Genomic DNA, 25,925 nt, shown 5'->3' with positions numbered 1-25,925 from the left:
GCTGATGTTACAACCAAAGCGTACAAAATTCCGTAAAATGCACAAAGGCCGTAACCGCGGTCTGGCTGCTGGCGCGGATGTTAGCTTCGGCAGCTTCGGTCTGAAAGCTGTTGGCCGTGGTCGTCTGACTGCCCGTCAGATCGAAGCAGCACGTCGTGCTATGACCCGTGCAGTTAAGCGTCAAGGTAAGATCTGGATCCGTGTATTCCCGGACAAACCGATCACTGAAAAGCCGCTGGCAGTGCGTATGGGTAAAGGTAAAGGTAACGTGGAGTATTGGGTTGCCTTGATTCAGCCGGGTAAAGTCCTGTATGAAATGGACGGCGTACCGGAAGAGCTGGCCCGTGAAGCATTCAAGCTGGCAGCAGCGAAACTGCCGATTAAAACCACCTTTGTAACTAAGACGGTGATGTAATGAAAGCAAAAGAGCTGCGTGAGAAGAGTGTTGAAGAGCTGAACACCGAGCTGCTGAATCTGCTGCGTGAGCAGTTCAACCTGCGTATGCAGGCTGCAAGTGGCCAGCTGCAACAGTCTCACCTGTTGAAGCAAGTGCGTCGTGACGTCGCACGCGTTAAGACTTTACTGACTGAGAAGGCGGGTGCGTAATGACCGATAAAATCCGTACTCTGCAAGGTCGCGTTGTTAGCGATAAAATGGAGAAATCCATCGTTGTTGCTATCGAACGTTTTGTGAAACACCCGATCTACGGTAAATTCATTAAGCGTACGACCAAACTGCACGTACATGACGAGAACAACGAATGCGGTACTGGTGACGTGGTTGAAATCCGCGAATGCCGTCCGCTGTCCAAGACTAAGTCCTGGACGCTGGTTCGCGTTGTAGAGAAAGCCGTTCTGTAATACAGTAGGCATTCTCAACGAATAAACGGCTCAGCGATGAGCCGTTTATTTTTTCTACCCATATCGTTGAAGCGGTGTTATAATGCCGCGCCCCCGATATGGGGCTTTTTTAACGACCTGATTTTCGGGTCTCAGTAGTAGTTGACATTAGCGGAGCACTAAAATGATCCAAGAACAGACTATGCTGAACGTCGCCGACAACTCCGGTGCACGTCGCGTAATGTGTATCAAGGTTCTGGGTGGCTCGCACCGTCGCTACGCAGGCGTCGGCGATATCATCAAGATCACCATCAAGGAAGCAATTCCGCGTGGTAAGGTCAAAAAAGGTGATGTGCTGAAGGCGGTAGTGGTGCGCACCAAGAAGGGTGTTCGTCGCCCGGACGGTTCTGTCATTCGCTTCGATGGTAATGCATGCGTTATTTTAAACAATAACAGCGAGCAACCTATCGGTACGCGTATTTTTGGGCCGGTAACTCGTGAACTTCGTAACGAGAAGTTCATGAAAATTATCTCTCTGGCACCAGAAGTACTCTAAGGAGCGAATCATGGCAGCGAAGATCCGTCGTGATGACGAAGTTATCGTGTTAACCGGTAAAGATAAAGGTAAACGCGGTAAAGTTAAGAATGTCCTGTCTTCCGGCAAGGTCATTGTTGAAGGTATCAACCTGGTTAAAAAACATCAGAAGCCGGTTCCGGCCCTGAACCAACCAGGCGGCATCGTAGAGAAAGAAGCAGCTATTCAGATCTCTAACCTTGCTATCTTCAACGCGGCAACCGGCAAGGCTGACCGTGTAGGCTTTAGATTCGAAGACGGCAAAAAAGTCCGTTTCTTCAAATCTAACAGCGAAACTATCAAGTAATTTGGAGTAGTACGATGGCGAAACTGCATGATTACTACAAAGACGAAGTAGTCGCTAAACTCATGACTGAGTTTAACTACAATTCTGTCATGCAAGTCCCTCGGGTCGAGAAGATCACCCTGAACATGGGTGTTGGTGAAGCGATCGCTGACAAGAAACTGCTGGATAACGCAGCAGCTGACCTGACAGCAATCTCCGGTCAAAAACCGCTGATCACCAAAGCACGCAAATCAGTTGCAGGCTTCAAAATCCGTCAGGGCTATCCGATCGGCTGTAAAGTAACTCTGCGTGGCGAACGCATGTGGGAGTTCTTTGAGCGCCTGATCACTATTGCTGTTCCACGTATCCGTGACTTCCGTGGCTTGTCCGCTAAGTCTTTCGACGGTCGTGGTAACTACAGCATGGGTGTCCGTGAGCAGATCATCTTCCCAGAAATCGACTACGATAAAGTCGACCGCGTGCGTGGTTTGGATATTACCATTACCACTACTGCGAAATCTGACGAAGAAGGCCGTGCTCTGTTGGCTGCCTTTGACTTCCCGTTCCGCAAGTAAGGTAGGGTTACTGAATGGCTAAGCAATCAATGAAAGCACGCGAAGTAAAGCGCGTAGCTTTAGCTGATAAGTACTTCGCAAAACGCGCTGAACTGAAAGCTATTATCTCTGATGTGAACGCGACCGACGAAGATCGTTGGAACGCAGTTCTCAAGCTGCAGTCTCTGCCGCGTGATTCCAGCCCGTCCCGTCAGCGTAACCGCTGCCGTCAAACAGGTCGTCCGCATGGCTATGTGGGCAAGTTCGGGTTGAGCCGTATCAAACTGCGTGAAGCCGCCATGCGCGGTGAAGTACCAGGCTTGAAAAAGGCTAGCTGGTAATTACCAATTGAATCACGGGAGTAAAGACAGATGAGCATGCAAGATCCGATCGCGGATATGCTGACCCGTATCCGTAACGGTCAGGCCGCGAATAAAGCTGCGGTCACCATGCCTTCCTCCAAGCTGAAAGTGGCAATTGCCAACGTGCTGAAGGAAGAAGGTTTTATTGAAGATTTTAAAGTTGAAGGCGACACCAAGCCGGAACTGGAACTTACTCTCAAGTATTTCCAGGGTAAAGCTGTTGTAGAAAGCATTCAGCGTGTCAGTCGCCCAGGTCTGCGCATTTATAAGCGTAAAGACGAGCTGCCGAAAGTTATGGCTGGCATGGGTATCGCAGTTGTTTCTACCTCTAAAGGTGTTATGACTGATCGTGCAGCGCGCCAGGCTGGTCTTGGTGGCGAAATTATCTGCTACGTAGCCTAATCGGAGGAAAAAATGTCTCGTGTTGCTAAAGCACCGGTCGTTATTCCTGCCGGCGTTGATGTAAAAATCAACGGTCAGGTTATTACGATCAAAGGTAAAAACGGCGAGCTGACTCGTACTCTCAACGATGCTGTTGCAGTAAATCATGCAGATAATGCACTGACCTTCGGTCCGCGTGATGGTTACGCAGATGGATGGGCTCAGGCTGGTACCGCGCGTGCCCTGCTGAATGCAATGGTTGTCGGTGTTACCGAAGGCTTCACTAAGAAGCTTCAGCTGGTTGGTGTAGGTTATCGTGCAGCGGTTAAAGGGAATGTAGTAAACCTGGCTTTAGGTTTCTCTCACCCAGTTGACCATCAGCTGCCTGCGGGAATCACTGCAGAATGTCCGTCTCAGACTGAAATCGTGCTGAAAGGCGCTGATAAACAGCTGATCGGTCAGGTTGCAGCAGATCTGCGCGCCTACCGTCGTCCTGAGCCTTATAAAGGCAAGGGTGTTCGTTACGCCGACGAAGTCGTGCGTACCAAAGAGGCTAAGAAGAAGTAAGGTAACACTATGGATAAGAAATCTGCTCGTATCCGTCGTGCGACCCGCGCACGCCGCAAGCTCCAGGAGCTGGGTGCAACTCGCCTGGTGGTACATCGTACCCCGCGTCATATTTACGCACAGGTAATTGCACCGAACGGTTCTGAAGTTCTGGTAGCTGCTTCTACTGTAGAAAAAGCTATCGCTGAACAATTGAAGTACACCGGTAACAAAGACGCTGCTGCAGCTGTAGGTAAAGCTGTTGCTGAACGCGCTCTGGAAAAAGGCATCAAAGATGTTTCTTTTGACCGTTCCGGGTTCCAATATCATGGTCGTGTCCAGGCACTGGCAGATGCTGCCCGTGAAGCTGGCCTTCAGTTCTAAGGTAGAGGTGTAAGATGGCTCACATCGAAAAACAAGCTGGCGAACTGCAGGAAAAGCTGATCGCGGTTAACCGCGTATCTAAAACCGTTAAAGGTGGTCGTATTTTCTCCTTCACAGCTCTGACTGTAGTTGGTGATGGTAACGGTCGCGTTGGTTTTGGTTACGGTAAAGCGCGTGAAGTTCCAGCAGCGATCCAGAAAGCGATGGAAAAAGCCCGTCGCAATATGATTAACGTCGCGCTGAACCACGGCACCCTGCAGCACCCGGTTAAGGGTACTCACACGGGTTCTCGTGTATTCATGCAGCCGGCTTCCGAAGGTACCGGTATCATCGCCGGTGGTGCAATGCGCGCCGTTCTGGAAGTCGCTGGAGTTCGTAACGTTCTGGCTAAAGCGTATGGTTCTACTAACCCGATTAACGTGGTTCGTGCAACTATCGATGGCCTGGAAAATATGAAATCTCCGGAAATGGTCGCTGCCAAGCGTGGTAAATCCGTTGAAGAAATTCTGGGGAAATAAACCATGGCAAAGACTATTAAAATTACTCAAACCCGCAGTGCAATCGGTCGTCTGCCGAAACACAAGGCAACGCTGCTTGGCCTGGGTCTGCGTCGTATTGGTCACACCGTAGAGCGCGAGGATACTCCTGCTGTTCGTGGTATGGTCAACGCGGTTTCCTTCATGGTTAAAGTTGAGGAGTAAGAGATGCGTTTAAATACTCTGTCTCCGGCCGAAGGCTCTAAAAAAGCGGCTCGCCGCCTGGGTCGTGGTATCGGTTCTGGCCTCGGTAAAACCGGTGGTCGTGGTCACAAAGGTCAGAAGTCTCGTTCTGGCGGTGGCGTACGTCGCGGTTTCGAGGGTGGTCAGATGCCTCTGTACCGTCGTCTGCCGAAATTCGGCTTCACTTCACGTAAAGCAGCGATTACAGCCGAAGTTCGTCTGTCTGACCTGGCTAAAGTTGAAGGCGGTGTTGTAGACCTGAACACGCTGAAAGCAGCTAACATTATCGGTATCCAGATCGAGTTCGCGAAAGTGATCCTGGCTGGTGAAGTCACTACTCCGGTAACTGTTCGTGGCCTGCGTGTTACTAAAGGCGCTCGTGCTGCTATCGAAGCTGCTGGCGGTAAAATCGAGGAATAAGTAGCAGATGGCTAAACAACCGGGATTAGATTTTCAAAGTGCCAAAGGTGGCTTAGGCGAGCTGAAACGCAGACTGCTGTTTGTAATCGGCGCGCTGATTGTGTTCCGTATTGGCTCTTTCATTCCGATCCCTGGTATTGATGCCGCTGTACTTGCCAAACTGCTTGAGCAACAGCGAGGCACCATCATTGAAATGTTTAACATGTTCTCTGGTGGTGCTCTCAGCCGTGCTTCTATCTTTGCTCTGGGGATCATGCCGTATATTTCGGCGTCGATCATTATCCAGCTGCTGACGGTGGTTCATCCAACGCTGGCAGAAATTAAGAAAGAAGGGGAGTCTGGTCGTCGTAAGATCAGCCAGTACACCCGCTACGGTACTCTGGTGCTGGCAATATTCCAGTCGATCGGTATTGCTACCGGTCTGCCGAATATGCCTGGTATGCAGGGCCTGGTGATGAACCCAGGCTTTGCATTCTATTTCACCGCTGTTGTAAGTCTGGTTACAGGGACGATGTTCCTGATGTGGTTGGGTGAACAGATTACTGAACGTGGTATCGGCAACGGTATCTCAATCATTATCTTCGCCGGTATTGTAGCGGGACTCCCGCCAGCCATTGCCCATACTATCGAGCAAGCGCGTCAAGGCGACCTGCACTTCCTCGTGTTGCTGTTGGTTGCAGTATTAGTATTCGCAGTGACGTTCTTTGTTGTATTTGTTGAGCGTGGTCAACGCCGCATTGTGGTAAACTACGCGAAACGTCAGCAAGGTCGTCGTGTCTATGCTGCACAGAGCACACATTTACCGCTGAAAGTGAATATGGCGGGGGTAATCCCGGCAATCTTCGCTTCCAGTATTATTCTGTTCCCGGCGACCATCGCGTCATGGTTCGGGGGCGGGACTGGTTGGAACTGGCTGACAACAATTTCGCTGTATTTGCAGCCTGGGCAACCGCTTTATGTGTTACTCTATGCGTCTGCAATCATATTCTTCTGTTTCTTCTACACGGCGTTGGTTTTCAACCCGCGTGAAACAGCAGATAACCTGAAGAAGTCCGGTGCATTTGTACCAGGAATTCGTCCGGGAGAGCAAACGGCGAAGTATATCGATAAAGTAATGACCCGCCTGACTTTGGTTGGTGCGCTCTACATTACCTTTATCTGCCTGATCCCGGAGTTCATGCGTGATGCAATGAAAGTACCGTTCTACTTCGGTGGGACCTCACTGCTTATCGTTGTTGTCGTGATTATGGACTTTATGGCTCAAGTGCAAACTCTGATGATGTCAAGTCAGTACGAGTCTGCATTGAAGAAGGCGAATCTGAAAGGCTACGGCCGTTAACAGTCGCCCGAGAAGTTACGGAGAGTAAAAATGAAAGTTCGTGCTTCCGTCAAGAAATTATGCCGTAACTGCAAAATCGTTAAGCGTGATGGTGTCATCCGTGTGATTTGCAGTGCCGAGCCGAAGCATAAACAGCGCCAAGGCTGATTTATTCGCATATTTTTCTTGCAAAGTTGGGTTGAGCTGGCTAGATTAGCCAGCCAATCTTTTGTATGTCTGTGCGTTTCCATTTGAGTATCCTGAAAACGGGCTTTTCAGCATGGTGCGTACATATTAAATAGTAGGAGTGCATAGTGGCCCGTATAGCAGGCATTAACATTCCTGATCAGAAACATGCTGTGATCGCATTAACTTCGATCTACGGCGTCGGCAAGACCCGTTCTAAAGCCATTCTGGCTGCCGCGGGTATCGCTGAAGATGTTAAGATCAGTGAGCTGTCTGAAGAACAAATCGACACGCTGCGTGACGAAGTTGCCAAATTTGTCGTTGAAGGTGATCTGCGCCGTGAAGTTAGCATGAGCATCAAGCGCCTTATGGACCTTGGTTGCTATCGCGGTTTGCGTCATCGTCGTGGTCTCCCGGTTCGCGGTCAGCGTACCAAGACCAACGCACGTACCCGTAAGGGTCCGCGCAAACCGATCAAGAAATAATCGGGGTGATTGAATAATGGCAAAGGCACCAATTCGTGCACGTAAACGTGTAAGAAAACAAGTCTCTGACGGCGTGGCTCATATCCATGCTTCTTTTAACAACACCATCGTTACCATTACTGATCGTCAGGGTAACGCACTGGGTTGGGCAACAGCCGGTGGTTCCGGTTTCCGTGGTTCTCGCAAATCCACTCCGTTTGCAGCTCAGGTTGCAGCAGAGCGTTGCGCTGAAGCCGTAAAAGAATACGGTATCAAGAATCTGGAAGTTATGGTCAAAGGACCGGGTCCAGGTCGCGAATCTACTGTTCGTGCTCTGAACGCCGCTGGTTTCCGCATCACTAATATTACTGATGTGACTCCGATCCCTCATAACGGTTGTCGTCCGCCGAAAAAACGTCGCGTATAACGCTGTCGTTTCTAGGATTGTTGGAGAAAGAAAATGGCAAGATATTTGGGTCCTAAGCTCAAGCTGAGCCGTCGTGAGGGCACTGACTTATTCCTTAAGTCTGGCGTTCGCGCGATCGATACCAAGTGTAAAATTGAACAAGCTCCTGGCCAGCACGGTGCGCGTAAACCGCGTCTGTCTGACTATGGTGTGCAGTTGCGTGAAAAGCAAAAAGTTCGCCGTATCTACGGTGTGCTGGAGCGTCAGTTCCGTAACTACTACAAAGAAGCAGCACGTCTGAAAGGCAACACCGGTGAAAACCTGTTGGGTCTGCTGGAAGGTCGTCTGGACAACGTTGTATACCGTATGGGCTTCGGTGCCACTCGTGCAGAAGCACGTCAGCTGGTCAGCCATAAAGCAATTATGGTAAACGGTCGTGTTGTTAACATCGCTTCTTATCAGGTTAGTCCGAATGACGTTGTTAGCATTCGTGAGAAAGCGAAGAAGCAGTCTCGCGTGAAAGCCGCTCTGGAGCTGGCTGAGCAGCGTGAAAAGCCAACCTGGCTGGAAGTTGATGCTGGCAAGATGGAAGGTACGTTCAAGCGTAAGCCGGAGCGTTCTGATCTGTCTGCGGACATTAACGAACACCTGATCGTCGAGCTTTACTCCAAGTAAAGCTTAGTACCAAAGAGAGGACACAATGCAGGGTTCTGTGACAGAGTTTCTAAAACCGCGCCTGGTAGATATCGAGCAAGTGAGTTCGACGCACGCCAAGGTGACCCTTGAGCCTTTAGAGCGTGGCTTTGGCCATACTTTGGGTAACGCACTGCGCCGTATTCTGCTCTCATCGATGCCGGGTTGCGCGGTGACCGAGGTTGAGATTGATGGTGTACTACATGAGTACAGCACCAAAGAAGGCGTTCAGGAAGATATCCTGGAAATCCTGCTCAACCTGAAAGGGCTGGCGGTGAGAGTTCAGGGTAAAGATGATGTTATTCTTACCTTGAATAAATCTGGCATTGGCCCTGTGACTGCAGCCGACATTACCCATGATGGTGATGTCGAAATCGTCAAGCCACAGCACGTGATCTGCCACCTGACCGATGAGAATGCATCTATTAGCATGCGTATCAAAGTTCAGCGCGGTCGTGGTTATGTGCCGGCTTCTACCCGAATTCATTCGGAAGAAGATGAGCGCCCAATCGGCCGTCTGCTGGTCGACGCATGCTACAGCCCTGTAGAGCGTATTGCCTACAATGTTGAAGCAGCGCGTGTAGAACAGCGTACCGACCTGGACAAGCTGGTCATCGAAATGGAAACCAACGGCACAATCGATCCTGAAGAGGCGATTCGTCGTGCGGCTACCATTCTGGCTGAACAACTGGAAGCTTTCGTTGATTTACGTGATGTACGTCAGCCGGAAGTTAAAGAAGAGAAACCAGAATTCGATCCGATCCTGCTGCGCCCTGTTGACGATCTGGAATTGACTGTCCGCTCTGCTAACTGCCTCAAAGCAGAAGCTATCCACTATATCGGTGATCTGGTACAGCGTACTGAGGTTGAGCTTCTTAAGACGCCTAACCTTGGTAAAAAATCTCTTACCGAGATTAAAGACGTGCTGGCTTCCCGTGGACTGTCTCTGGGCATGCGCCTGGAAAACTGGCCACCGGCAAGCATCGCTGACGAGTAACCGGATCACAGGTTAAGGTTTTACTGAGAAGGATAAGGTCATGCGCCATCGTAAGAGTGGTCGTCAACTGAACCGCAACAGCAGCCATCGCCAGGCTATGTTCCGCAATATGGCAGGTTCACTGGTTCGTCATGAAATCATCAAGACGACTCTGCCGAAAGCGAAAGAGCTGCGTCGCGTAGTTGAGCCGCTGATTACTCTTGCCAAGACTGATAGCGTAGCTAATCGTCGTCTGGCATTCGCCCGTACTCGTGATAACGAGATCGTGGCAAAACTGTTTAACGAACTGGGCCCGCGTTTCGCGAGCCGCGCCGGTGGTTACACTCGCATTCTGAAGTGTGGTTTCCGTGCAGGCGACAACGCGCCGATGGCATACATCGAGCTGGTTGATCGTTCAGAGAAAACAGAAGCTGCTGCAGAGTAATCTGTAGTAACGTAAAAAAACCCGCTTCGGCGGGTTTTTTTATATCCGTCATATCCCCACTTATCTACAATATCTGTACTCTTTTTGTTCATCCCCTGGAGTGTTGTATGTGGTTACTGGACCAGTGGGCAGAGCGCCATATCATTGATGCACAATCTAAAGGTGAGTTTGATGATTTACCGGGAACGGGTAAACCGCTGACTCTTGACGATGACTCCCATGTCCCGACTGAACTCCGAGCTGGATACCGTTTATTAAAAAATGCAGGTTGCCTTCCTCCTGAGCTCGAGCAACGCAGAGAAGCAATACAACTGCTTGAAATACTCGCGGGGATTCGCAAAGATGATCCAAGTTATCCGGAGGTGAGCCGAAGACTGTCGCTGCTGGAACTTAAACTTCGGCAGGCTGGACTCAGCACCGAGTTTTTGCGCGGTGACTACGCAGATAAGCTGCTAAAAAAGATCAACGATGAATAGCGGAGAGAGCATGTACCGAATTGGTGAAATAGCGAAACTGGCTGACGTGACGCCAGATACTATTCGCTACTATGAAAAGCAGCAGATGATGGAGCATGAAGTGCGTACTGAAGGCGGATTTCGGCTCTATACAGAAAGCGATCTTCAGCGCCTGAAGTTTATTCGTTATGCCCGCCAGCTTGGTTTCACTCTGGAGTCGATCCGCGAATTGCTTTCGATCCGTGTTGATCCCGAACACCATACCTGTCAGGAATCAAAAGGGATCGTCCAGGAAAGACTGCAAGAAGTCGAAGCACGTATTGCCGAACTTCAGACGATGCAGCGGTCTCTGCAGCGATTGAATGATGCATGCTGCGGCAAGGCACACAGCAGCGTGTACTGCTCTATTCTTGAAGCTCTTGAGCAAGGCGCCAGTGGAACAACATCAGGCTGTTGATTTCTTGAACTGCCGGGTCTACACTCGCGGCGTAAATTACTACAAACTGGAGATATTATGAGTCGTTATCAGCACACCAAAGGGCAGATAAAGGACAACGCCATTGAGGCGCTTCTGCATGACCCACTGTTCAGACAGCGCGTTGAGAAAAATAAGAAAGGGAAAGGAAGTTATCTACGTAAAGGCAAACATGGCAATCGGGGTAACTGGGAGGCCAGTGGCAAGAAAGTAATTAACTTTTTTACCACTGGCCTTCTTGTTTCCGTGAGTGCTTAAGAGCGGTTATTCTGTTCTTTCAGCAGGTCACGAATTTCACTCAGTAATACTTCTTCTTTCGATGGAGCTGGCGGTGCTGCCGGCTCCTCCGCTTTTTTACGGTTCAGTTTGTTGATCAGTTTGATTGCCATAAAGATAGCAAACGCAACAATAATGAAATCGAAGACATTCTGAATAAATACACCGTAATGCATGACCACGGCAGGGATGTCTCCCTGTGCATCACGTAGCGTTAAAGCAAACTGTTTAAAATCAATCCCACCAATTAACAACCCCAGTGGCGGCATGATGATATCGGCAACCAGTGATGAAACAATCTTACCGAATGCCGCACCAATAATGACACCCACTGCCAAATCGACAACATTCCCGCGCATCGCGAATTCGCGAAACTCTTTAATAATGCTCATTTTATTCTCCCTATGCAGCTGACGTTTATAAGTTTAACAAATGTTTAGGCAATTTCCATTTATGTATTGCCGAAAGGAAAATTTATTAGACCATGAATTATAAAGGGAAATAAAAAGGGCGCTGTATTAGCGCCCAAATTATTACAGGAAGAAAGGACTTGGCTGGAATAGTCTCTCGACGTCGGTAATAAACTTTTTATCTGTCAGGAACATAATTACGTGATCGCCCTGCTCAATGCGCAGGTTATCGTTGGCAATCATCACATCATTACCACGCACAACGGCGCCAATAATGGTTCCAGGGGGAAGTTTAATTTCATCAATTGAACGCCCCACAACCCGAGATGTTGTTTCATCCCCGTGTGCGACGGCTTCAATGGCTTCCGCGACGCCACGGCGTAGTGAAGAAACACCGACAATGTCAGCTTTACGTACGTGACTGAGCAGCGCGGAGATGGTCGCCTGTTGCGGTGAAATAGCAATATCGATCACGCTACCTTGCACCAGATCGACGTATGCTCTGCGTTGGATTAACACCATCACTTTCTTGGCACCCATCCGTTTGGCAAGCATCGCCGACATGATATTCGCTTCATCATCGTTGGTCACTGCGATGAACAGATCAACTTGATCGATATGTTCTTCGGACAGTAACTCTTGATCCGAAGCATCACCAAAAAAGACGATCGTATTTTGCAGTTTCTCTGCAAGTTCGGATGCTCGCTGTTGATTACGTTCGATCAGTTTGACGCTGTAATCTTTTTCCAGACGACGTGCAAGACCCGCTCCGATATTACCGCCGCCTACTAACATAATGCGTTTGTACGGTTTTTCCAGACGCTGCAGTTCACTCATTACGGCGCGAATATGCTGTGATGCCGCAATAAAGAAGACTTCATCACCCGCTTCAACGATCGTAGAACCTTGTGGACGGATTGGTCGGTCATGACGGAAAATCGCCGCAACGCGGGTATCGATGTGCGGCATATGTTCACGCATTGTTGACAGCGCATTACCGATAAGCGGCCCGCCGTAATAGGCTTTTACTACTGCCAGACTGACTTTACCTTCGGCAAAATTCACCACTTGTAATGCACCCGGATATTCAATCAGTCGATAAATGCTATCGATAACCAGTTGCTCCGGCGCAATCAGGTGATCGATAGGTACCGCATCGGATTGGAATAGCTTGTCCGCATCACGAACATAATCCGGTGAACGAATACGGGCAATGCGATTAGGCGTATTAAACAGTGAATAAGCTACCTGGCAGGCAACCATATTTGTTTCATCTGAGCTGGTTACGGCAACCAGCATATCGGCATCGTCGGCCCCAGCTTCACGCAGTACGCGAGGATGTGAACCGTGCCCTTGTACGACGCGGAGATCAAACTTGTCCTGCAGGCTGCGCAGGCGCTCACCATTGGTATCGACTACCGTGATATCGTTGTTCTCTCCGACCAGGTTTTCAGCCAGCGTACCGCCAACTTGCCCTGCGCCCAGAATGATAATTTTCATCAGTCGCGACCCGTTATCTCATCACTTTTTGATTAGCTTAGCGTAAAAGAAGCCATCGCCATCTTCCGCACCCGGTAAATTCTGACGTCCGGGGTTTTCCGGCGTACCGGTTTCGCTTAATACCGCATCCGGCGTGCGTGCCAGGAAGGCGGTAATTTGCTGCTGGTTTTCTTCTGGCAGGATAGAGCACGTGGCATAAACCAGCGTGCCGCCAGATTTGAGATGTAACCAGGTTGCATTCAGGATCTCGGCCTGCAACTGCGCCAGTTCGGCAATATCCCGATCGCGACGCAGCCATTTGATGTCTGGATGGCGACGTATCACCCCGGTGGCAGAACACGGAGCATCTAGCAAAATACGGTCAAACTGTTGTTCGCCACACCATTGTTGTGGATATCGACCATCACCCTGTTTTACGGTTGCCTTCATGCCCAGACGTTTCAGATTGTCGTAAACGCGCGATAAGCGTTTTTCATCCACATCGACGGCCATGACGTTAGCTTGCGGAGCAACTTCCAGAATGTGCGTCGTTTTACCGCCCGGCGCGCAGCACAGGTCGAGGATCTGTTCACCGTTCTCCGGCAACAGATAAGTTACACATCCTTGAGCTGAAGCATCCTGGACGGTTACCCAGCCTTCATCAAAGCCTGGGAGGGCGTGTACAGGAGCCGGCGTTTCCAGACGCACTGCATCCGGATAATCCGGATGTGGGAAGCCGGTTAATCCTGCTTCGCTAAGCAGGTCCAGCCAGGCGTCGCGCGTATGGTGGTTACGATTGACACGCAGCCACATCGGTGGTCGCTGATTATTGGCTTCAAGAATAGCTTCCCACTGCTGCGGATAAGCGGCCTTAATACGTTTCACCAGCCAGGAAGGGTGTAAGAAACGTAAATCGCTTTGCGCGAACTCGGCCAGCAGTTCATCCTGACGGCGTTGAAACTGGCGCAACACGCCGTTGATCAGCCCTTTCAGTTGCGGACGCTTAATGACAACCGCGCCTTCTACTGTCTCAGCCAGCGCGGCGTGTGCTGGAATACGAGTATGCAGAAGTTGGTAGAAGCCCACCATGATCAGGTAGTGAACGGTGCGCTGTTTGCCCGTCATTGGACGTTCCATGAGTTGCTGGATCATCCATTCCAGTTGAGAGAGTGTACGCAATACACCGAAGCAAAGTTCCTGCAACAGCGCTTTGTCTTTATCTGCAACTTTTTGCTGCATGGCGGGCAGCACGTTGCTTAATGACTGTCCTTTTTCGACAACCTGTTCGACGGCTTGGGCCGCCATACTGCGTAAATTAAGATGTTTTTTCATAAGCGCAAAAATAAAAATGCCCGGAAACACCGGGCTTAAAGAGATGAACCGTCAGACCAGACGGTTACCGGGTACAAACCATTCCCGGCGTGAATTAAGCAGATCCTGCGCGCTCATGGCTTTTTTACCGGCAGGCTGCAAAGAGACGAGATTCAGGATGCCGTCGCCCGTTGCGACCTGAATACCCTGCTTTGTTGCCTCCAGAATGGTGCCTGGCGCAGCCTGGGTGTTTTCCGCAATAACCGAAGCTTGCCAGACTTTCACTGGTTGACCGTCGATTTCAAGCCAGCTCATTGGCCATGGGTTAAAGGCGCGGATGCAGCGTTCCAATTGAACAGCTGAAAGCGACCAGTCGATACGGGCCTCTTCTTTGCTGAGTTTTTCTGCATGCGTAACCAGTGATTCATCTTGTACCACCGGGTTTATTGTGCCGGCAGCCAGCTGTTTTAGCGTTTCAATCAGCCCCTGCGGCCCCAAATCTGCCAGCTTATCGTATAACGAACCGCTGGTATCTTCTGCCGTAATCGGGCAAGACAGCTTAAGCAGCATATCTCCGGTGTCGAGGCCAACATCCATCTGCATGATGGTTACACCTGTTTCGGTGTCACCTGCCCACAGTGAGCGCTGGATCGGTGCTGCACCACGCCAGCGTGGAAGCAGGGAGCCGTGAACGTTGATACAACCCAGACGCGGCATTTCCAGTACGGCTTTTGGCAGAATCAGGCCATATGCCACCACCACCATCACGTCTGCGCGTAAATCAGCAACCAGCTGCTGGTTTTCCTGAGGGCGAAGAGAGACAGGTTGGAAAACCGGAATCCCTTTTTCTTCCGCCAGCACTTTGACCGGGCTGGGCATCAGCTTTTTACCGCGTCCCGCCGGGCGGTCCGGTTGGGTAAACACGCCAACGACGTTGTGTCCAGAAGACAACAGCGCGTCGAGATGACGCGCTGCAAAGTCAGGTGTACCCGCAAAAATAATACGTAGTGAGTCTGACACGTTGATTCTTGTCCTTAAGCTCGGGCGTTCAGGCGGTCGAGTTTTTCAACTTTCTGACGAATGCGTTGTTGCTTCAACGGAGACAGATAATCGATAAACAGTTTACCGACCAGGTGATCCATTTCATGTTGAATGCAGATAGCCAGTAGGCCATCGGCTTCCAGTTCAAAAGATTTACCGTTGCGATCGAGCGCACGAATTTTTACTTTCTCTGCGCGTGGTACTAACGCACGCTGTTCAGGAATCGACAGACAGCCTTCTTCAATGCCGGTTTCGCCGTCTTTTTCCAGCAGCTCTGGGTTAATGAGAACCAACTGCTCGTCGCGGTTTTCAGAGACATCAATAACGATGATGCGCTGATGAATATCAACCTGTGTTGCTGCCAGACCGATACCTTCTTCGGCATACATCGTTTCGAACATATCATCAACGATGCGCTGAATTTCTGCATTCACTTCTTCGACCGGTTTTGCGACTTTGCGAAGGCGCTCGTCCGGAATATGTAACACTTGCAAAACTGACATAGTTATCCAGAGTTGTGTTCAGGAGTTGAAAAGATTATTACCTCTATTCTAGACAAAACCCCCTCTGATTGACAGCATCAGTGACCAATCGCAAAGATTGCCAGGACTGCTTGTGGCAGGGGGACAAGGATGACCCAAATCGAAATTTGGCTACGTTTAGCGCAAGTGAATGAACTGTATGGTGATGAGATGGTGCGCATTGCCCACTGGCTCAATACTCAACCGTCGATTAGCAACGCGGTACTCCTGCAGGCAGGATTCTCTCCACGGCAGGCAAGGCGCTTTTTAACCTTTTCGGATCTGACGCTGGAAAAAACGTTGCGCTGGCTTGAACAGCCTAACCACCATTTTGTGGTTGCCGACAGCGAGCATTACCCGCCACAGCTCCGTGCGATTGAGGATTATCCTGGGGTGCTTTTTGTCGCAGGAAATCCCGCATGTCTTCGCTCGTTCCAGGTGGCCGTTGTCGGCAGCAGACAGCACTCCTGGTATGGCGAACGCTGGGGGCGATTGTTTTGTGAAAAGCTTGCAGCATGTGGTGTGACGATCACCAGCGGTCTGGCCCGGGGAATTGATGGCGTGGCACACAGTGCTGCGATAAACCGACAAGGCACAAGTATTGCGGTGCTGGGAAATGGACTTGAGACCATTCACCCACGACAGCATATCCGTCTTGCTCAGCGACTGATTGAGGCAGGTGTTGCACTGGTGTCTGAGTTCCCATTAGATACGCTCCCTTTGCCACGCAATTTTCCCCGACGAAATCGCATTATCAGTGGTCTAAGTAAAGGTGTACTGGTCGTCGAAGCTGCACAGCGTAGCGGGTCACTGGTTACTGCTCGCTGTGCACTGGAACAAGGGCGGGAGGTGTTTGCTTTACCAGGGCCGATTGGGAGCCCGGGAAGTGAAGGACCGCATTGGCTAATTCAGCAGGGAGCCATGCTTGTGACGACACCAGAGGAAATTCTTGAAAATTTGCAATATGGGCTGCAATGGTTGCCAGATGAACCTGAAAAATCAATTTATTCGCCAGATCACGAAGAGGTGGCATTGCCATTTCCGGAGCTCCTGGCTAACGTAGGAGATGAGGTAACACCTGTTGACGTCGTCGCTGAACGTGCCGGCCAACCTGTGCCAGAGGTAGTGGCTCAACTGCTCGAACTGGAGTTAGCAGGGTGGATCGCAGCTGTACCCGGCGGCTATGTCCGATTGAGGAGGGCATGCCATGTTCGACGTACTAATGTATTTGTTTGAGACATATATCCATAACGAAGCTGAGCTGCGTGTGGATCAGGACAAACTGGAACGGGATCTTACCGACGCTGGTTTTGATCGTGAAGACATTTACAACGCGTTACTTTGGCTGGAAAAGCTTGCTGACTATCAGGATGGCCTTGCTGAACCTATGCAACTGGCATCTGACCCTCTTTCTATACGTATTTATACTGCGGAAGAGTGCGATCGACTGGATGCAAGCTGTAGAGGATTCCTGCTATTCCTGGAGCAGATTCAGGTGCTAAACCTCGAAACGCGAGAAATGGTCATTGAGCGTGTACTCGCGCTGGATACGGCAGAGTTCGATCTGGAAGACCTGAAGTGGGTAATCCTGATGGTGCTATTCAACATTCCAGGTTGTGAAAATGCCTATCAGCAAATGGAAGAATTACTCTTTGAAGTGAATGAAGGTATGCTGCATTAATCAATCTTCATTCAGTATGAGTTGTTATGGCTAAATCAGCACTGTTCACGGTGCGTAAAAATGAGCCCTGCCCACAATGCGGGGCTGAATTGGTTATTCGTTCCGGGAAACACGGTCCGTTTCTCGGTTGTTCACACTATCCAGAATGCGATTACATCCGTCCACTGAAATCTTCCGCGGACGGACATATTGTCAAAGTTCTGGAGGGTAAGCTTTGTCCTGCATGTGGCGCTGAGCTGGTGCTGAGACAGGGACGATTCGGTATGTTCATTGGATGCAGTGACTATCCTGCGTGCGATCACACCGAGCTCATCGACAAGCCTGATGAAACAGCAATAGTCTGTCCTCAATGCCAGACTGGTCATCTTGTCCAGCGGCGTTCCCGTTATGGCAAAACCTTCTACTCCTGCGATCGCTATCCGGAGTGCCAGTTTGTCATTAACTTCAAACCGTTATCCGGAGAATGTCCTGAGTGTCATTATCCGCTTCTCATCGAAAAGAAAACCGCACAGGGTGTGAAGCATTTCTGTGCCAGTAAACAATGTGGAAAGCCGATTTCGGCGGAATAAAAAAGTGAATAATAACCTGCCCACAGACGCTATCGCTGCGGCGATAGCGGTTCTGAAACAAGAAAAAGTCATCGCCTATCCAACTGAAGCTGTTTTCGGTGTCGGTTGCGATCCCGACAGCGAAACGGCTGTTACCCGTCTGTTAGAGTTAAAACAACGCCCAGTCGATAAAGGTTTAATTTTGATTGCGGCAAGCTTTGACCAGCTAAAACCCTATATCGACGATAGCATGCTCACCGAGGCCCAACGTGAGGCTGTGTTCGCCCGCTGGCCTGGGCCTGTTACTTTCGTTTTCCCGGCGCCCGCGACTACGCCTCGTTGGTTGACCGGTCGTTTTGACTCGTTGGCCGTGCGTGTTACCGATCATCCGCTGGTGGTTGCATTGTGCCAGGCTTATGGCAAACCATTAGTCTCTACCAGTGCTAATCTGAGTGGCTTACCGCCTTGCAGAACTGTTGAGGAAGTCCGTGCGCAGTTTGGTACAGACTTTCCTGTGGTTGAGGGGGAGACCGGAGGCCGTTTGAATCCTTCGGAGATCCGTGATGCTCTGACGGGTGAACAGTTTCGACAGGGGTAATATGAAAGAAGCCTATGCTGTTTTTGGTAATCCGATAGCGCACAGTAAATCGCCCTTTATTCATCAGCAATTTGCAGAGCAGTTGAAGATTGATCATTCTTATGGGCGTGTACTGGCGCCCATCAATGATTTTGTGAATACGCTGAACGCTTTTTTTGCTGAGGGCGGGAAGGGGGCAAATGTCACTGTGCCTTTTAAAGAAGAGGCGTTTGCACGTGCTGATGAACTAACGGAGCGGGCATCGCTTGCTGGAGCGGTCAACACCCTTAAACGGCTGGAGGATGGGCGTTTACTGGGAGACAACACGGATGGTATCGGCTTATTAAGCGATCTTGAGCGTTTATCTTTCATTCATCCCGGATCGCGAGTTCTGCTGATTGGTGCGGGTGGTGCATCCCGTGGAGTTTTATTACCTCTTCTTTCTATGGATTGTGCGGTGACTATTGTTAACCGTACCGCTTCGCGCGCTGAAGAACTGGCACAAATCTTCTCCCACACCGGCAGCGTGCAGGCGGTGGGAATGGACGATCTTGATAATTGCAGTTTTGATTTGATCATCAATGCCACATCCAGCGGAATGAGCGGTGAGATACCAGCTATTCCAGCATCTCTTATCCACCCTTCGGTCTATTGTTATGACATGTTTTATCAGAAAGGGAACACACCGTTTCTTTCCTGGTGTGTTTCGCATGGGGCGAAACATTATGCCGATGGCCTGGGGATGCTGGTGGGGCAGGCTGCGCATGCAGTTTTACTTTGGCATGGCGTTTTGCCACAGGTGGAGCCTGTCATAAAAAGCATGCAACAGGAATTGTCGGCATGAATCAGGCGATCCAGTTTCCCGATCGGGAAGAATGGCGCACGGATGTTAACGCCGTTGTGTTTCCAGCGATGGTTCATGGTATGCAGTTAACATGTGCCATATCTGGAGAGATTATGGCGTCCCGCTTTGGCGGCGACACGCCTGAGCAGTGGTTGGAAATATTTCAACAGCATCGCTGGGATCTGGAAGAAGAAGCTGAAGCATTGATCCAGGCCCAGCAGGAAGATGCTCAAGGTTGGGTGTGGTTACTCTGACTTAAATACTCGTCTTTCCACTTAACATAGTTGTTAGCTGAATATTGTAAGCCTGCTTTCTCTTCATCGCTTAATGGACGGATTTGCTTAACCGGGCTCCCCAGGTACAGATATCCGCTTTCCAGGCGTTTGTTTTGTGGAACCAGGCTACCAGCCCCAATCATAACGTCGTCTTCTACGACTACGCCATCCAGCAGAATCGATCCCATGCCGACTAATACACGGTTGCCAATGATACAGCCGTGTAGCATGACTTTATGACCAACCGTAACGTCCTCACCCACGATCAGTGGGTTACCCTGCGGATTAGACGTGGATTTATGCGTGACATGGAGAACGCTGCCGTCCTGGATGTTTGTACGGGCACCAATTTGTACATAGTTAACGTCGCCACGAATGGCAACCAGTGGCCAGATTCCGACATCATCAGCTAAACGAGCATCACCAATGACGACACTACTGGTGTCGATCATCACGCGATTTCCGATCTGTGGGAAAAGATCCTTATAAGGACGCAGTACATCAGACATGTTTACCTCAACGAAAATAGAGCAGTAATGAAGACTTTGGTTGGATTATTGAGACTGTGCAAGTGGTTTAGCTATCAAAAATCAGTCAAATTGCGCAGGAATGTAGCGAAAGGAGTGAAAAACAAGCATTCAGAAAAAAAGATCCAAAAAATACTTGTGCTAAAAAATGGGATCCCTATAATGCGCCTCCATCGACACGGCGGATGTGAATCACTTCACGCAAACAGCTGGTTCGGTTGAAGAGAAAAACCTGAAAATGAGGGTTGACTCTGAAAGAGGAAAGCGTAATATACGCCACCTCGCGACAGAGCGCTAAAGCGCGTCGCAACTGCTCTTTAACAATTTATCAGACAATCTGTGTGGGCACTCGAAGATACGGATTCTTAACGTCGCAAGACGAAAAATGAATACCAAGTCTCTGAGTGAACATACGTAATTCATTACGAAGTTTAATTCACGAGCATCAAACTTAAATTGAAGAGTTTGATCATGGCTCAGATTGAACGCTGGCGGCAGGCCTAACACATGCAAGTCGAACGGTAGCACAGAGGAGCTTGCTCCTTGGGTGACGAGTGGCGGACGGGTGAGTAATGTCTGGGAAACTGCCCGATGGAGGGGGATAACTACTGGAAACGGTAGCTAATACCGCATAACGTCGCAAGACCAAAGAGGGGGACCTTCGGGCCTCTTGCCATCGGATGTGCCCAGATGGGATTAGCTAGTAGGTGGGGTAACGGCTCACCTAGGCGACGATCCCTAGCTGGTCTGAGAGGATGACCAGCCACACTGGAACTGAGACACGGTCCAGACTCCTACGGGAGGCAGCAGTGGGGAATATTGCACAATGGGCGCAAGCCTGATGCAGCCATGCCGCGTGTATGAAGAAGGCCTTCGGGTTGTAAAGTACTTTCAGCGAGGAGGAAGGTGTTGTGGTTAATAACCGCAGCAATTGACGTTACTCGCAGAAGAAGCACCGGCTAACTCCGTGCCAGCAGCCGCGGTAATACGGAGGGTGCAAGCGTTAATCGGAATTACTGGGCGTAAAGCGCACGCAGGCGGTCTGTCAAGTCGGATGTGAAATCCCCGGGCTCAACCTGGGAACTGCATCCGAAACTGGCAGGCTAGAGTCTTGTAGAGGGGGGTAGAATTCCAGGTGTAGCGGTGAAATGCGTAGAGATCTGGAGGAATACCGGTGGCGAAGGCGGCCCCCTGGACAAAGACTGACGCTCAGGTGCGAAAGCGTGGGGAGCAAACAGGATTAGATACCCTGGTAGTCCACGCCGTAAACGATGTCGACTTGGAGGTTGTGCCCTTGAGGCGTGGCTTCCGGAGCTAACGCGTTAAGTCGACCGCCTGGGGAGTACGGCCGCAAGGTTAAAACTCAAATGAATTGACGGGGGCCCGCACAAGCGGTGGAGCATGTGGTTTAATTCGATGCAACGCGAAGAACCTTACCTACTCTTGACATCCAGAGAACTTAGCAGAGATGCTTTGGTGCCTTCGGGAACTCTGAGACAGGTGCTGCATGGCTGTCGTCAGCTCGTGTTGTGAAATGTTGGGTTAAGTCCCGCAACGAGCGCAACCCTTATCCTTTGTTGCCAGCGGTTCGGCCGGGAACTCAAAGGAGACTGCCAGTGATAAACTGGAGGAAGGTGGGGATGACGTCAAGTCATCATGGCCCTTACGAGTAGGGCTACACACGTGCTACAATGGCATATACAAAGAGAAGCGACCTCGCGAGAGCAAGCGGACCTCATAAAGTATGTCGTAGTCCGGATTGGAGTCTGCAACTCGACTCCATGAAGTCGGAATCGCTAGTAATCGTGGATCAGAATGCCACGGTGAATACGTTCCCGGGCCTTGTACACACCGCCCGTCACACCATGGGAGTGGGTTGCAAAAGAAGTAGGTAGCTTAACCTTCGGGAGGGCGCTTACCACTTTGTGATTCATGACTGGGGTGAAGTCGTAACAAGGTAACCGTAGGGGAACCTGCGGTTGGATCACCTCCTTACCTTAAAGAAACGTTCTTTGTAGTGCTCACACAGATTGTCTGATGAAAAATTAGCAGTAAGGAAATCTCTGCAGGCTTGTAGCTCAGGTGGTTAGAGCGCACCCCTGATAAGGGTGAGGTCGGTGGTTCAAGTCCACTCAGGCCTACCAAATTCTTTCTGATACCGCGTTGTGAAACGACTCGCATACTTCAGTATGCTTCGCCGCTTCACGCCTTGTCTCAGCAGGAATTAAGGTGAATGAGATAACTACGATGGGGCTATAGCTCAGCTGGGAGAGCGCCTGCCTTGCACGCAGGAGGTCTGCGGTTCGATCCCGCATAGCTCCACCATCTTTACTGCAAAAACACAAGAAAACTTCAGAGTGTACCTGAAAAGGTTCACTGCGAAGTTTTGCTCTTTAAAAATCTGGATCAAGCTGAAAATTGAAACGACACACTGTTTCATTTCTCCGTAATAAGAAATGAAAAGCGGTGTGTTCGAGTCTCTCAAATTTTCGCAACACGATGGTGTTTTACGAAACATCTTCGGGTTGTGAGGTTAAGCGACTAAGCGTACACGGTGGATGCCCTGGCAGTCAGAGGCGATGAAGGACGTGCTAATCTGCGATAAGCGTCGGTAAGGTGATATGAACCGTTATAACCGGCGATTTCCGAATGGGGAAACCCAGTGTGATTCGTCACACTATCATTACGTGAATACATAGCGTAATGAAGCGAACCGGGGGAACTGAAACATCTAAGTACCCCGAGGAAAAGAAATCAACCGAGATTCCCCCAGTAGCGGCGAGCGAACGGGGAGCAGCCCAGAGTCTGAATCAGCTTGTGTGTTAGTGGAACGGTCTGGAAAGTCCGACGGTACAGGGTGATAGTCCCGTACACCAAAATGCACAGGTTGTGAACTCGAAGAGTAGGGCGGGACACGTGGTATCCTGTCTGAATATGGGGGGACCATCCTCCAAGGCTAAATACTCCTGACTGACCGATAGTGAACCAGTACCGTGAGGGAAAGGCGAAAAGAACCCCGGCGAGGGGAGTGAAAAAGAACCTGAAACCGTGTACGTACAAGCAGTGGGAGCCTCTTTATGGGGTGACTGCGTACCTTTTGTATAATGGGTCAGCGACTTATATTCTGTAGCAAGGTTAACCGTATAGGGGAGCCGAAGGGAAACCGAGTCTTAACTGGGCGTTAAGTTGCAGGGTATAGACCCGAAACCCGGTGATCTAGCCATGGGCAGGTTGAAGGTTGGGTAACACTAACTGGAGGACCGAACCGACTAATGTTGAAAAATTAGCGGATGACTTGTGGCTGGGGGTGAAAGGCCAATCAAACCGGGAGATAGCTGGTTCTCCCCGAAAGCTATTTAGGTAGCGCCTCGTGAATTCATCTTCGGGGGTAGAGCACTGTTTCGGCTAGGGGGTCATCCCGACTTACCAACCCGATGCAAACTGCGAATACCGAAGAATGTTATCACGGGAGACACACGGCGGGTGCTAACGTCCGTCGTGAAGAGGGAAACAACCCAGACCGCCAGCTAAGGTCCCAAAGTCATGGTTAAGTGGGAAACGATGTGGGAAGGCACAGACAGCCAGGATGTTGGCTTAGAAGCAGCCATCATTTAAAGAAAGCGTAATAGCTCACTGGTCGAGTCGGCCTGCGCGGAAGATGTAACGGGGCTAAACCATGCACCGAAGCTGCGGCAGCGACACTATGTGTTGTTGGGTAGGGGAGCGTTCTGTAAGCCGTTGAAGGTGTGCTGTGAGGCATGCTGGAGGTATCAGAAGTGCGAATGCTGACATAAGTAACGATAATGCGGGTGAAAAACCCGCACGCCGGAAGACCAAGGGTTCCTGTCCAACGTTAATCGGGGCAGGGTGAGTCGACCCCTAAGGCGAGGCCGAAAGGCGTAGTCGATGGGAAACAGGTTAATATTCCTGTACTTGGTGTTACTGCGAAGGGGGGACGGAGAAGGCTATGTTAGCCGGGCGACGGTTGTCCCGGTTTAAGCATGTAGGCGGAGGTTCCAGGTAAATCCGGTACCTTTTAACGCTGAGGTGTGATGACGAGGCACTACGGTGCTGAAGTAACAAATGCCCTGCTTCCAGGAAAAGCCTCTAAGCATCAGGTAACACGAAATCGTACCCCAAACCGACACAGGTGGTCAGGTAGAGAATACCAAGGCGCTTGAGAGAACTCGGGTGAAGGAACTAGGCAAAATGGTGCCGTAACTTCGGGAGAAGGCACGCTGATATGTAGGTGAAGTGATTTACTCATGGAGCTGAAATCAGTCGAAGATACCAGCTGGCTGCAACTGTTTATTAAAAACACAGCACTGTGCAAACACGAAAGTGGACGTATACGGTGTGACGCCTGCCCGGTGCCGGAAGGTTAATTGATGGGGTTATCCGTAAGGAGAAGCTCTTGATCGAAGCCCCGGTAAACGGCGGCCGTAACTATAACGGTCCTAAGGTAGCGAAATTCCTTGTCGGGTAAGTTCCGACCTGCACGAATGGCGTAATGATGGCCAGGCTGTCTCCACCCGAGACTCAGTGAAATTGAACTCGCTGTGAAGATGCAGTGTACCCGCGGCAAGACGGAAAGACCCCGTGAACCTTTACTATAGCTTGACACTGAACACTGGTCCTTGATGTGTAGGATAGGTGGGAGGCTTTGAAGTGTGGACGCCAGTCTGCATGGAGCCATCCTTGAAATACCACCCTTTAATGGCTGGTGTTCTAACGTGGACCCGTAATCCGGGTTGCGGACAGTGTCTGGTGGGTAGTTTGACTGGGGCGGTCTCCTCCTAAAGAGTAACGGAGGAGCACGAAGGTTAGCTAATCCTGGTCGGACATCAGGAGGTTAGTGCAAAGGCATAAGCTAGCTTGACTGCGAGAGTGACGGCTCGAGCAGGTGCGAAAGCAGGTCTTAGTGATCCGGTGGTTCTGAATGGAAGGGCCATCGCTCAACGGATAAAAGGTACTCCGGGGATAACAGGCTGATACCGCCCAAGAGTTCATATCGACGGCGGTGTTTGGCACCTCGATGTCGGCTCATCACATCCTGGGGCTGAAGTAGGTCCCAAGGGTATGGCTGTTCGCCATTTAAAGTGGTACGCGAGCTGGGTTTAGAACGTCGTGAGACAGTTCGGTCCCTATCTGCCGTGGGCGCTGGAGAATTGAGGGGGGCTGCTCCTAGTACGAGAGGACCGGAGTGGACGCATCACTGGTGTTCGGGTTGTCATGCCAATGGCATTGCCCGGTAGCTAAATGCGGAAGAGATAAGTGCTGAAAGCATCTAAGCACGAAACTTGCCCCGAGATGAGTTCTCCCTGAGACTATAAGTCTCCTGAAGGAACGTTGAAGACGACGACGTTGATAGGTCGGGTGTGTAAGTGTAGCGATACATTGAGCTAACCGATACTAATGAACCGTGAGGCTTAACCTTACAACGCCGAAGATGTTTTGGCGAAGAGACGACATTCAGCTTGATTACAGATTATATCGACATGCAAAAGCGTGTTGATAAACAGAATTTGCCTGGCGGCTGTAGCGCGGTGGTCCCACCTGACCCCATGCCGAACTCAGAAGTGAAACGCCGTAGCGCCGATGGTAGTGTGGGGTCTCCCCATGCGAGAGTAGGGAACTGCCAGGCATCAAATTTAGTGTGCTGATATGGCTCAGTTGGTAGAGCGCACCCTTGGTAAGGGTGAGGTCCCCAGTTCGACTCTGGGTATCAGCACCAGTTTTTCGGTTAAAGTTCGGCACTTAGAAAAGAATTTGTCTGGCGGCTGTAGCGCGGTGGTCCCACCTGACCCCATGCCGAACTCAGAAGTGAAACGCCGTAGCGCCGATGGTAGTGTGGGGTCTCCCCATGCGAGAGTAGGGAACTGCCAGACATCAAATAAAAGCAAAAGGCCATCCGAAAGGATGGCCTTTTTGCGTTTATACGCGGAAATAAGC

The 25,925-nt window shown here is 50.5% G+C and carries 35 protein-coding genes, 3 tRNA genes and 4 rRNA genes; 36 read left to right on the top strand and 6 right to left on the bottom strand.

Annotated elements, in window-relative coordinates:
• The first annotated feature begins 4 nt into the window (after window positions 1-4).
• The 23 genes from rplP (at window position 5) to arfA (ending at window position 10,741) form a co-directional block, all read left to right on the top strand.
• The gene (rplP, locus tag C2U41_RS20350) at window positions 5-415 is read left to right on the top strand and encodes a 50S ribosomal protein L16 (protein ID WP_000941208.1); all 411 of its coding nucleotides are present in this window, start codon (window positions 5-7) and stop codon (window positions 413-415) included.
• The gene (gene rpmC, locus C2U41_RS20345; RefSeq protein ID WP_000644742.1) at window positions 415-606 is read left to right on the top strand and encodes a 50S ribosomal protein L29; all 192 of its coding nucleotides are present in this window, start codon (window positions 415-417) and stop codon (window positions 604-606) included. Before rplP ends, rpmC begins: the two co-directional genes overlap by 1 nt.
• A complete protein-coding gene (gene rpsQ / locus C2U41_RS20340) occupies window positions 606-860 on the top strand; it encodes a 30S ribosomal protein S17 (RefSeq protein WP_003031120.1) in 255 nt (84 codons plus the stop codon). Before rpmC ends, rpsQ begins: the two co-directional genes overlap by 1 nt.
• A gap of 163 nt (window positions 861-1,023) precedes the next feature.
• Window positions 1,024-1,395, top strand: a complete 372-nt coding sequence (gene rplN / locus C2U41_RS20335; RefSeq protein WP_000613954.1) for a 50S ribosomal protein L14 — start codon at window positions 1,024-1,026, stop codon at window positions 1,393-1,395.
• A gap of 10 nt (window positions 1,396-1,405) precedes the next feature.
• The gene (gene rplX, locus C2U41_RS20330) at window positions 1,406-1,720 is read left to right on the top strand and encodes a 50S ribosomal protein L24 (protein ID WP_003031122.1); all 315 of its coding nucleotides are present in this window, start codon (window positions 1,406-1,408) and stop codon (window positions 1,718-1,720) included.
• A gap of 14 nt (window positions 1,721-1,734) precedes the next feature.
• Entirely contained in the window at window positions 1,735-2,274 is a 540-nt protein-coding gene (gene rplE / locus C2U41_RS20325) for a 50S ribosomal protein L5 (RefSeq protein ID WP_003031123.1), read from the top strand.
• A 14-nt stretch (window positions 2,275-2,288) separates the two neighbouring features.
• A complete protein-coding gene (gene rpsN / locus C2U41_RS20320) occupies window positions 2,289-2,594 on the top strand; it encodes a 30S ribosomal protein S14 (RefSeq protein WP_003031125.1) in 306 nt (101 codons plus the stop codon).
• 30 nt (window positions 2,595-2,624) lie between these two features.
• Window positions 2,625-3,017 carry a 30S ribosomal protein S8 gene (gene rpsH / locus C2U41_RS20315; protein WP_003031127.1) on the top strand — a complete coding sequence of 131 codons (393 nt, stop codon included), beginning with the start codon at window positions 2,625-2,627 and terminating at the stop codon, window positions 3,015-3,017.
• Window positions 3,018-3,029: 12 nt separating this feature from the next.
• Window positions 3,030-3,563: a 50S ribosomal protein L6 gene (gene rplF / locus C2U41_RS20310; protein ID WP_003031129.1), complete on the top strand. Its 534-nt coding sequence runs from the start codon at window positions 3,030-3,032 to the stop codon at window positions 3,561-3,563.
• A 9-nt stretch (window positions 3,564-3,572) separates the two neighbouring features.
• Window positions 3,573-3,926, top strand: coding sequence for a 50S ribosomal protein L18 (gene rplR / locus C2U41_RS20305; RefSeq protein ID WP_000358960.1), 354 nt, complete (start codon window positions 3,573-3,575; stop codon window positions 3,924-3,926).
• Window positions 3,927-3,940: 14 nt separating this feature from the next.
• On the top strand, window positions 3,941-4,444 hold the full coding sequence (gene rpsE / locus C2U41_RS20300; RefSeq protein WP_003031131.1) for a 30S ribosomal protein S5: 504 nt from the start codon (window positions 3,941-3,943) through the stop codon (window positions 4,442-4,444).
• 3 nt (window positions 4,445-4,447) lie between these two features.
• Window positions 4,448-4,627, top strand: a complete 180-nt coding sequence (gene rpmD, locus C2U41_RS20295; RefSeq protein ID WP_001140434.1) for a 50S ribosomal protein L30 — start codon at window positions 4,448-4,450, stop codon at window positions 4,625-4,627.
• Between the two features lie 3 nt (window positions 4,628-4,630).
• Window positions 4,631-5,065 (top strand): 50S ribosomal protein L15, encoded by a 435-nt coding sequence (gene rplO / locus C2U41_RS20290; RefSeq protein WP_003031132.1) that lies wholly within the window; start codon window positions 4,631-4,633, stop codon window positions 5,063-5,065.
• 7 nt (window positions 5,066-5,072) lie between these two features.
• A complete protein-coding gene (gene secY, locus C2U41_RS20285; RefSeq protein WP_001118864.1) occupies window positions 5,073-6,404 on the top strand; it encodes a preprotein translocase subunit SecY in 1,332 nt (443 codons plus the stop codon).
• Between the two features lie 30 nt (window positions 6,405-6,434).
• Complete coding sequence (rpmJ, locus tag C2U41_RS20280) at window positions 6,435-6,551, top strand: 50S ribosomal protein L36 (protein WP_000868187.1); 117 nt, start codon at window positions 6,435-6,437, stop codon at window positions 6,549-6,551.
• A 146-nt stretch (window positions 6,552-6,697) separates the two neighbouring features.
• The gene (gene rpsM, locus C2U41_RS20275; RefSeq protein ID WP_003031135.1) at window positions 6,698-7,054 is read left to right on the top strand and encodes a 30S ribosomal protein S13; all 357 of its coding nucleotides are present in this window, start codon (window positions 6,698-6,700) and stop codon (window positions 7,052-7,054) included.
• Between the two features lie 16 nt (window positions 7,055-7,070).
• Complete coding sequence (gene rpsK, locus C2U41_RS20270) at window positions 7,071-7,460, top strand: 30S ribosomal protein S11 (protein ID WP_003031137.1); 390 nt, start codon at window positions 7,071-7,073, stop codon at window positions 7,458-7,460.
• Window positions 7,461-7,493: 33 nt separating this feature from the next.
• Window positions 7,494-8,114, top strand: a complete 621-nt coding sequence (gene rpsD / locus C2U41_RS20265; protein WP_003031138.1) for a 30S ribosomal protein S4 — start codon at window positions 7,494-7,496, stop codon at window positions 8,112-8,114.
• Between the two features lie 25 nt (window positions 8,115-8,139).
• Complete coding sequence (locus tag C2U41_RS20260) at window positions 8,140-9,129, top strand: DNA-directed RNA polymerase subunit alpha (protein ID WP_003031139.1); 990 nt, start codon at window positions 8,140-8,142, stop codon at window positions 9,127-9,129.
• A 40-nt stretch (window positions 9,130-9,169) separates the two neighbouring features.
• Window positions 9,170-9,553, top strand: coding sequence for a 50S ribosomal protein L17 (gene rplQ, locus C2U41_RS20255; protein WP_001216370.1), 384 nt, complete (start codon window positions 9,170-9,172; stop codon window positions 9,551-9,553).
• 107 nt (window positions 9,554-9,660) lie between these two features.
• The gene (locus C2U41_RS20250; RefSeq protein WP_003842100.1) at window positions 9,661-10,029 is read left to right on the top strand and encodes a DUF1992 domain-containing protein; all 369 of its coding nucleotides are present in this window, start codon (window positions 9,661-9,663) and stop codon (window positions 10,027-10,029) included.
• 10 nt (window positions 10,030-10,039) lie between these two features.
• Window positions 10,040-10,465, top strand: coding sequence for a Zn(2+)-responsive transcriptional regulator (gene zntR / locus C2U41_RS20245; RefSeq protein ID WP_003031145.1), 426 nt, complete (start codon window positions 10,040-10,042; stop codon window positions 10,463-10,465).
• A 57-nt stretch (window positions 10,466-10,522) separates the two neighbouring features.
• A complete protein-coding gene (arfA, locus tag C2U41_RS20240) occupies window positions 10,523-10,741 on the top strand; it encodes an alternative ribosome-rescue factor ArfA (RefSeq protein ID WP_003828276.1) in 219 nt (72 codons plus the stop codon).
• Here arfA and mscL read toward each other — a convergent pair.
• The 5 genes from mscL to def all read right to left on the bottom strand — a co-directional run bounded on the left by mscL (window position 10,738) and on the right by def (window position 15,503).
• Window positions 10,738-11,151 (bottom strand): large-conductance mechanosensitive channel protein MscL, encoded by a 414-nt coding sequence (gene mscL, locus C2U41_RS20235; protein ID WP_003031152.1) that lies wholly within the window; start codon window positions 11,149-11,151, stop codon window positions 10,738-10,740. The two genes, arfA and mscL, sit on opposite strands and share 4 nt — an antisense overlap.
• Window positions 11,152-11,292: 141 nt before the next feature.
• The gene (gene trkA / locus C2U41_RS20230) at window positions 11,293-12,669 is read right to left on the bottom strand and encodes a Trk system potassium transporter TrkA (RefSeq protein WP_032938696.1); all 1,377 of its coding nucleotides are present in this window, start codon (window positions 12,667-12,669) and stop codon (window positions 11,293-11,295) included.
• A 21-nt stretch (window positions 12,670-12,690) separates the two neighbouring features.
• Window positions 12,691-13,980 (bottom strand): 16S rRNA (cytosine(967)-C(5))-methyltransferase RsmB, encoded by a 1,290-nt coding sequence (rsmB, locus tag C2U41_RS20225; protein WP_032938708.1) that lies wholly within the window; start codon window positions 13,978-13,980, stop codon window positions 12,691-12,693.
• 51 nt (window positions 13,981-14,031) lie between these two features.
• Window positions 14,032-14,979 (bottom strand): methionyl-tRNA formyltransferase, encoded by a 948-nt coding sequence (gene fmt, locus C2U41_RS20220; protein WP_003845229.1) that lies wholly within the window; start codon window positions 14,977-14,979, stop codon window positions 14,032-14,034.
• Between the two features lie 14 nt (window positions 14,980-14,993).
• A complete protein-coding gene (def, locus tag C2U41_RS20215) occupies window positions 14,994-15,503 on the bottom strand; it encodes a peptide deformylase (protein ID WP_003031159.1) in 510 nt (169 codons plus the stop codon).
• Window positions 15,504-15,632: 129 nt separating this feature from the next.
• On the opposite strand from def, the gene dprA reads away from it, so the two are divergent.
• Genes dprA through C2U41_RS20185 form a run of 6 tightly spaced genes read left to right on the top strand, consistent with a single transcriptional unit; the run spans window position 15,633 to window position 19,425 of the window.
• Window positions 15,633-16,757, top strand: coding sequence for a DNA-protecting protein DprA (dprA, locus tag C2U41_RS20210; RefSeq protein ID WP_103849189.1), 1,125 nt, complete (start codon window positions 15,633-15,635; stop codon window positions 16,755-16,757).
• Window positions 16,729-17,202 carry a DUF494 family protein Smg gene (smg, locus tag C2U41_RS20205; protein WP_003031162.1) on the top strand — a complete coding sequence of 158 codons (474 nt, stop codon included), beginning with the start codon at window positions 16,729-16,731 and terminating at the stop codon, window positions 17,200-17,202. Before dprA ends, smg begins: the two co-directional genes overlap by 29 nt.
• Before the next feature lie 26 nt (window positions 17,203-17,228).
• The gene (locus C2U41_RS20200; RefSeq protein WP_003842156.1) at window positions 17,229-17,771 is read left to right on the top strand and encodes a DNA topoisomerase family protein; all 543 of its coding nucleotides are present in this window, start codon (window positions 17,229-17,231) and stop codon (window positions 17,769-17,771) included.
• A gap of 4 nt (window positions 17,772-17,775) precedes the next feature.
• Window positions 17,776-18,348, top strand: a complete 573-nt coding sequence (gene tsaC / locus C2U41_RS20195; RefSeq protein WP_003031166.1) for an L-threonylcarbamoyladenylate synthase type 1 TsaC — start codon at window positions 17,776-17,778, stop codon at window positions 18,346-18,348.
• A 1-nt stretch (window position 18,349) separates the two neighbouring features.
• Window positions 18,350-19,171: a shikimate dehydrogenase gene (aroE, locus tag C2U41_RS20190; RefSeq protein ID WP_032938694.1), complete on the top strand. Its 822-nt coding sequence runs from the start codon at window positions 18,350-18,352 to the stop codon at window positions 19,169-19,171.
• On the top strand, window positions 19,168-19,425 hold the full coding sequence (locus C2U41_RS20185; protein ID WP_003031169.1) for a DUF1488 domain-containing protein: 258 nt from the start codon (window positions 19,168-19,170) through the stop codon (window positions 19,423-19,425). Before aroE ends, C2U41_RS20185 begins: the two co-directional genes overlap by 4 nt.
• Here the strand turns inward: C2U41_RS20185 and C2U41_RS20180 are convergent.
• Window positions 19,401-19,955, bottom strand: coding sequence for a gamma carbonic anhydrase family protein (locus tag C2U41_RS20180; protein WP_003031171.1), 555 nt, complete (start codon window positions 19,953-19,955; stop codon window positions 19,401-19,403). The two genes, C2U41_RS20185 and C2U41_RS20180, sit on opposite strands and share 25 nt — an antisense overlap.
• Before the next feature lie 471 nt (window positions 19,956-20,426).
• On the opposite strand from C2U41_RS20180, the gene C2U41_RS20165 reads away from it, so the two are divergent.
• The 7 genes from C2U41_RS20165 to rrf (C2U41_RS20135) all read left to right on the top strand — a co-directional run bounded on the left by C2U41_RS20165 (window position 20,427) and on the right by rrf (C2U41_RS20135) (window position 25,861).
• Window positions 20,427-21,968: ribosomal RNA gene (locus C2U41_RS20165) — 16S ribosomal RNA — on the top strand.
• A gap of 72 nt (window positions 21,969-22,040) precedes the next feature.
• Window positions 22,041-22,117 (top strand) — tRNA-Ile (locus C2U41_RS20160).
• 105 nt (window positions 22,118-22,222) lie between these two features.
• Window positions 22,223-22,298, top strand: a tRNA-Ala gene (locus tag C2U41_RS20155).
• Between the two features lie 206 nt (window positions 22,299-22,504).
• Window positions 22,505-25,410 (top strand): 23S ribosomal RNA (locus C2U41_RS20150).
• A gap of 91 nt (window positions 25,411-25,501) precedes the next feature.
• Window positions 25,502-25,617 (top strand): 5S ribosomal RNA (gene rrf / locus C2U41_RS20145).
• Between the two features lie 14 nt (window positions 25,618-25,631).
• Window positions 25,632-25,707, top strand: a tRNA-Thr gene (locus C2U41_RS20140).
• Between the two features lie 38 nt (window positions 25,708-25,745).
• Window positions 25,746-25,861 (top strand): 5S ribosomal RNA (gene rrf / locus C2U41_RS20135).
• The 16S, 23S and 5S rRNA genes sit together here with 3 tRNA genes alongside, the layout of an rRNA operon.
• Window positions 25,862-25,925: the final 64 nt, after the last annotated feature.

The organism is Citrobacter freundii complex sp. CFNIH4 (genome assembly GCF_002934505.1).
Taxonomy (GTDB): domain Bacteria; phylum Pseudomonadota; class Gammaproteobacteria; order Enterobacterales; family Enterobacteriaceae; genus Citrobacter; species Citrobacter freundii.
Note: the sequence above shows the minus strand (reverse complement) of the source record. Positions and strands in the feature narration are given on the sequence as shown.

Bases quoted from the DNA above. Each gene is read 5' to 3' on its own strand.
- rplP (WP_000941208.1), top strand. From the start codon at position 5: ATGTTACAACCAAAGCGTACAAAATTCCGTAAAATGCACAAAGGCCGT.
- rpmC (WP_000644742.1), top strand. From the start codon at position 415: ATGAAAGCAAAAGAGCTGCGTGAGAAGAGTGTTGAAGAGCTGAACACC.
- rpsQ (WP_003031120.1), top strand. From the start codon at position 606: ATGACCGATAAAATCCGTACTCTGCAAGGTCGCGTTGTTAGCGATAAA.
- rplN (WP_000613954.1), top strand. From the start codon at position 1,024: ATGATCCAAGAACAGACTATGCTGAACGTCGCCGACAACTCCGGTGCA.
- rplX (WP_003031122.1), top strand. From the start codon at position 1,406: ATGGCAGCGAAGATCCGTCGTGATGACGAAGTTATCGTGTTAACCGGT.
- rplE (WP_003031123.1), top strand. From the start codon at position 1,735: ATGGCGAAACTGCATGATTACTACAAAGACGAAGTAGTCGCTAAACTC.
- rpsN (WP_003031125.1), top strand. From the start codon at position 2,289: ATGGCTAAGCAATCAATGAAAGCACGCGAAGTAAAGCGCGTAGCTTTA.
- rpsH (WP_003031127.1), top strand. From the start codon at position 2,625: ATGAGCATGCAAGATCCGATCGCGGATATGCTGACCCGTATCCGTAAC.
- rplF (WP_003031129.1), top strand. From the start codon at position 3,030: ATGTCTCGTGTTGCTAAAGCACCGGTCGTTATTCCTGCCGGCGTTGAT.
- rplR (WP_000358960.1), top strand. From the start codon at position 3,573: ATGGATAAGAAATCTGCTCGTATCCGTCGTGCGACCCGCGCACGCCGC.
- rpsE (WP_003031131.1), top strand. From the start codon at position 3,941: ATGGCTCACATCGAAAAACAAGCTGGCGAACTGCAGGAAAAGCTGATC.
- rpmD (WP_001140434.1), top strand. From the start codon at position 4,448: ATGGCAAAGACTATTAAAATTACTCAAACCCGCAGTGCAATCGGTCGT.
- rplO (WP_003031132.1), top strand. From the start codon at position 4,631: ATGCGTTTAAATACTCTGTCTCCGGCCGAAGGCTCTAAAAAAGCGGCT.
- secY (WP_001118864.1), top strand. From the start codon at position 5,073: ATGGCTAAACAACCGGGATTAGATTTTCAAAGTGCCAAAGGTGGCTTA.
- rpmJ (WP_000868187.1), top strand. From the start codon at position 6,435: ATGAAAGTTCGTGCTTCCGTCAAGAAATTATGCCGTAACTGCAAAATC.
- rpsK (WP_003031137.1), top strand. From the start codon at position 7,071: ATGGCAAAGGCACCAATTCGTGCACGTAAACGTGTAAGAAAACAAGTC.
- rpsD (WP_003031138.1), top strand. From the start codon at position 7,494: ATGGCAAGATATTTGGGTCCTAAGCTCAAGCTGAGCCGTCGTGAGGGC.
- C2U41_RS20260 (WP_003031139.1), top strand. From the start codon at position 8,140: ATGCAGGGTTCTGTGACAGAGTTTCTAAAACCGCGCCTGGTAGATATC.
- rplQ (WP_001216370.1), top strand. From the start codon at position 9,170: ATGCGCCATCGTAAGAGTGGTCGTCAACTGAACCGCAACAGCAGCCAT.
- C2U41_RS20250 (WP_003842100.1), top strand. From the start codon at position 9,661: ATGTGGTTACTGGACCAGTGGGCAGAGCGCCATATCATTGATGCACAA.
- zntR (WP_003031145.1), top strand. From the start codon at position 10,040: ATGTACCGAATTGGTGAAATAGCGAAACTGGCTGACGTGACGCCAGAT.
- arfA (WP_003828276.1), top strand. From the start codon at position 10,523: ATGAGTCGTTATCAGCACACCAAAGGGCAGATAAAGGACAACGCCATT.
- mscL (WP_003031152.1), bottom strand. From the start codon at position 11,151: ATGAGCATTATTAAAGAGTTTCGCGAATTCGCGATGCGCGGGAATGTT.
- trkA (WP_032938696.1), bottom strand. From the start codon at position 12,669: ATGAAAATTATCATTCTGGGCGCAGGGCAAGTTGGCGGTACGCTGGCT.
- rsmB (WP_032938708.1), bottom strand. From the start codon at position 13,980: ATGAAAAAACATCTTAATTTACGCAGTATGGCGGCCCAAGCCGTCGAA.
- def (WP_003031159.1), bottom strand. From the start codon at position 15,503: ATGTCAGTTTTGCAAGTGTTACATATTCCGGACGAGCGCCTTCGCAAA.
- dprA (WP_103849189.1), top strand. From the start codon at position 15,633: ATGACCCAAATCGAAATTTGGCTACGTTTAGCGCAAGTGAATGAACTG.
- smg (WP_003031162.1), top strand. From the start codon at position 16,729: ATGTTCGACGTACTAATGTATTTGTTTGAGACATATATCCATAACGAA.
- C2U41_RS20200 (WP_003842156.1), top strand. From the start codon at position 17,229: ATGGCTAAATCAGCACTGTTCACGGTGCGTAAAAATGAGCCCTGCCCA.
- aroE (WP_032938694.1), top strand. From the start codon at position 18,350: ATGAAAGAAGCCTATGCTGTTTTTGGTAATCCGATAGCGCACAGTAAA.
- C2U41_RS20185 (WP_003031169.1), top strand. From the start codon at position 19,168: ATGAATCAGGCGATCCAGTTTCCCGATCGGGAAGAATGGCGCACGGAT.
- C2U41_RS20180 (WP_003031171.1), bottom strand. From the start codon at position 19,955: ATGTCTGATGTACTGCGTCCTTATAAGGATCTTTTCCCACAGATCGGA.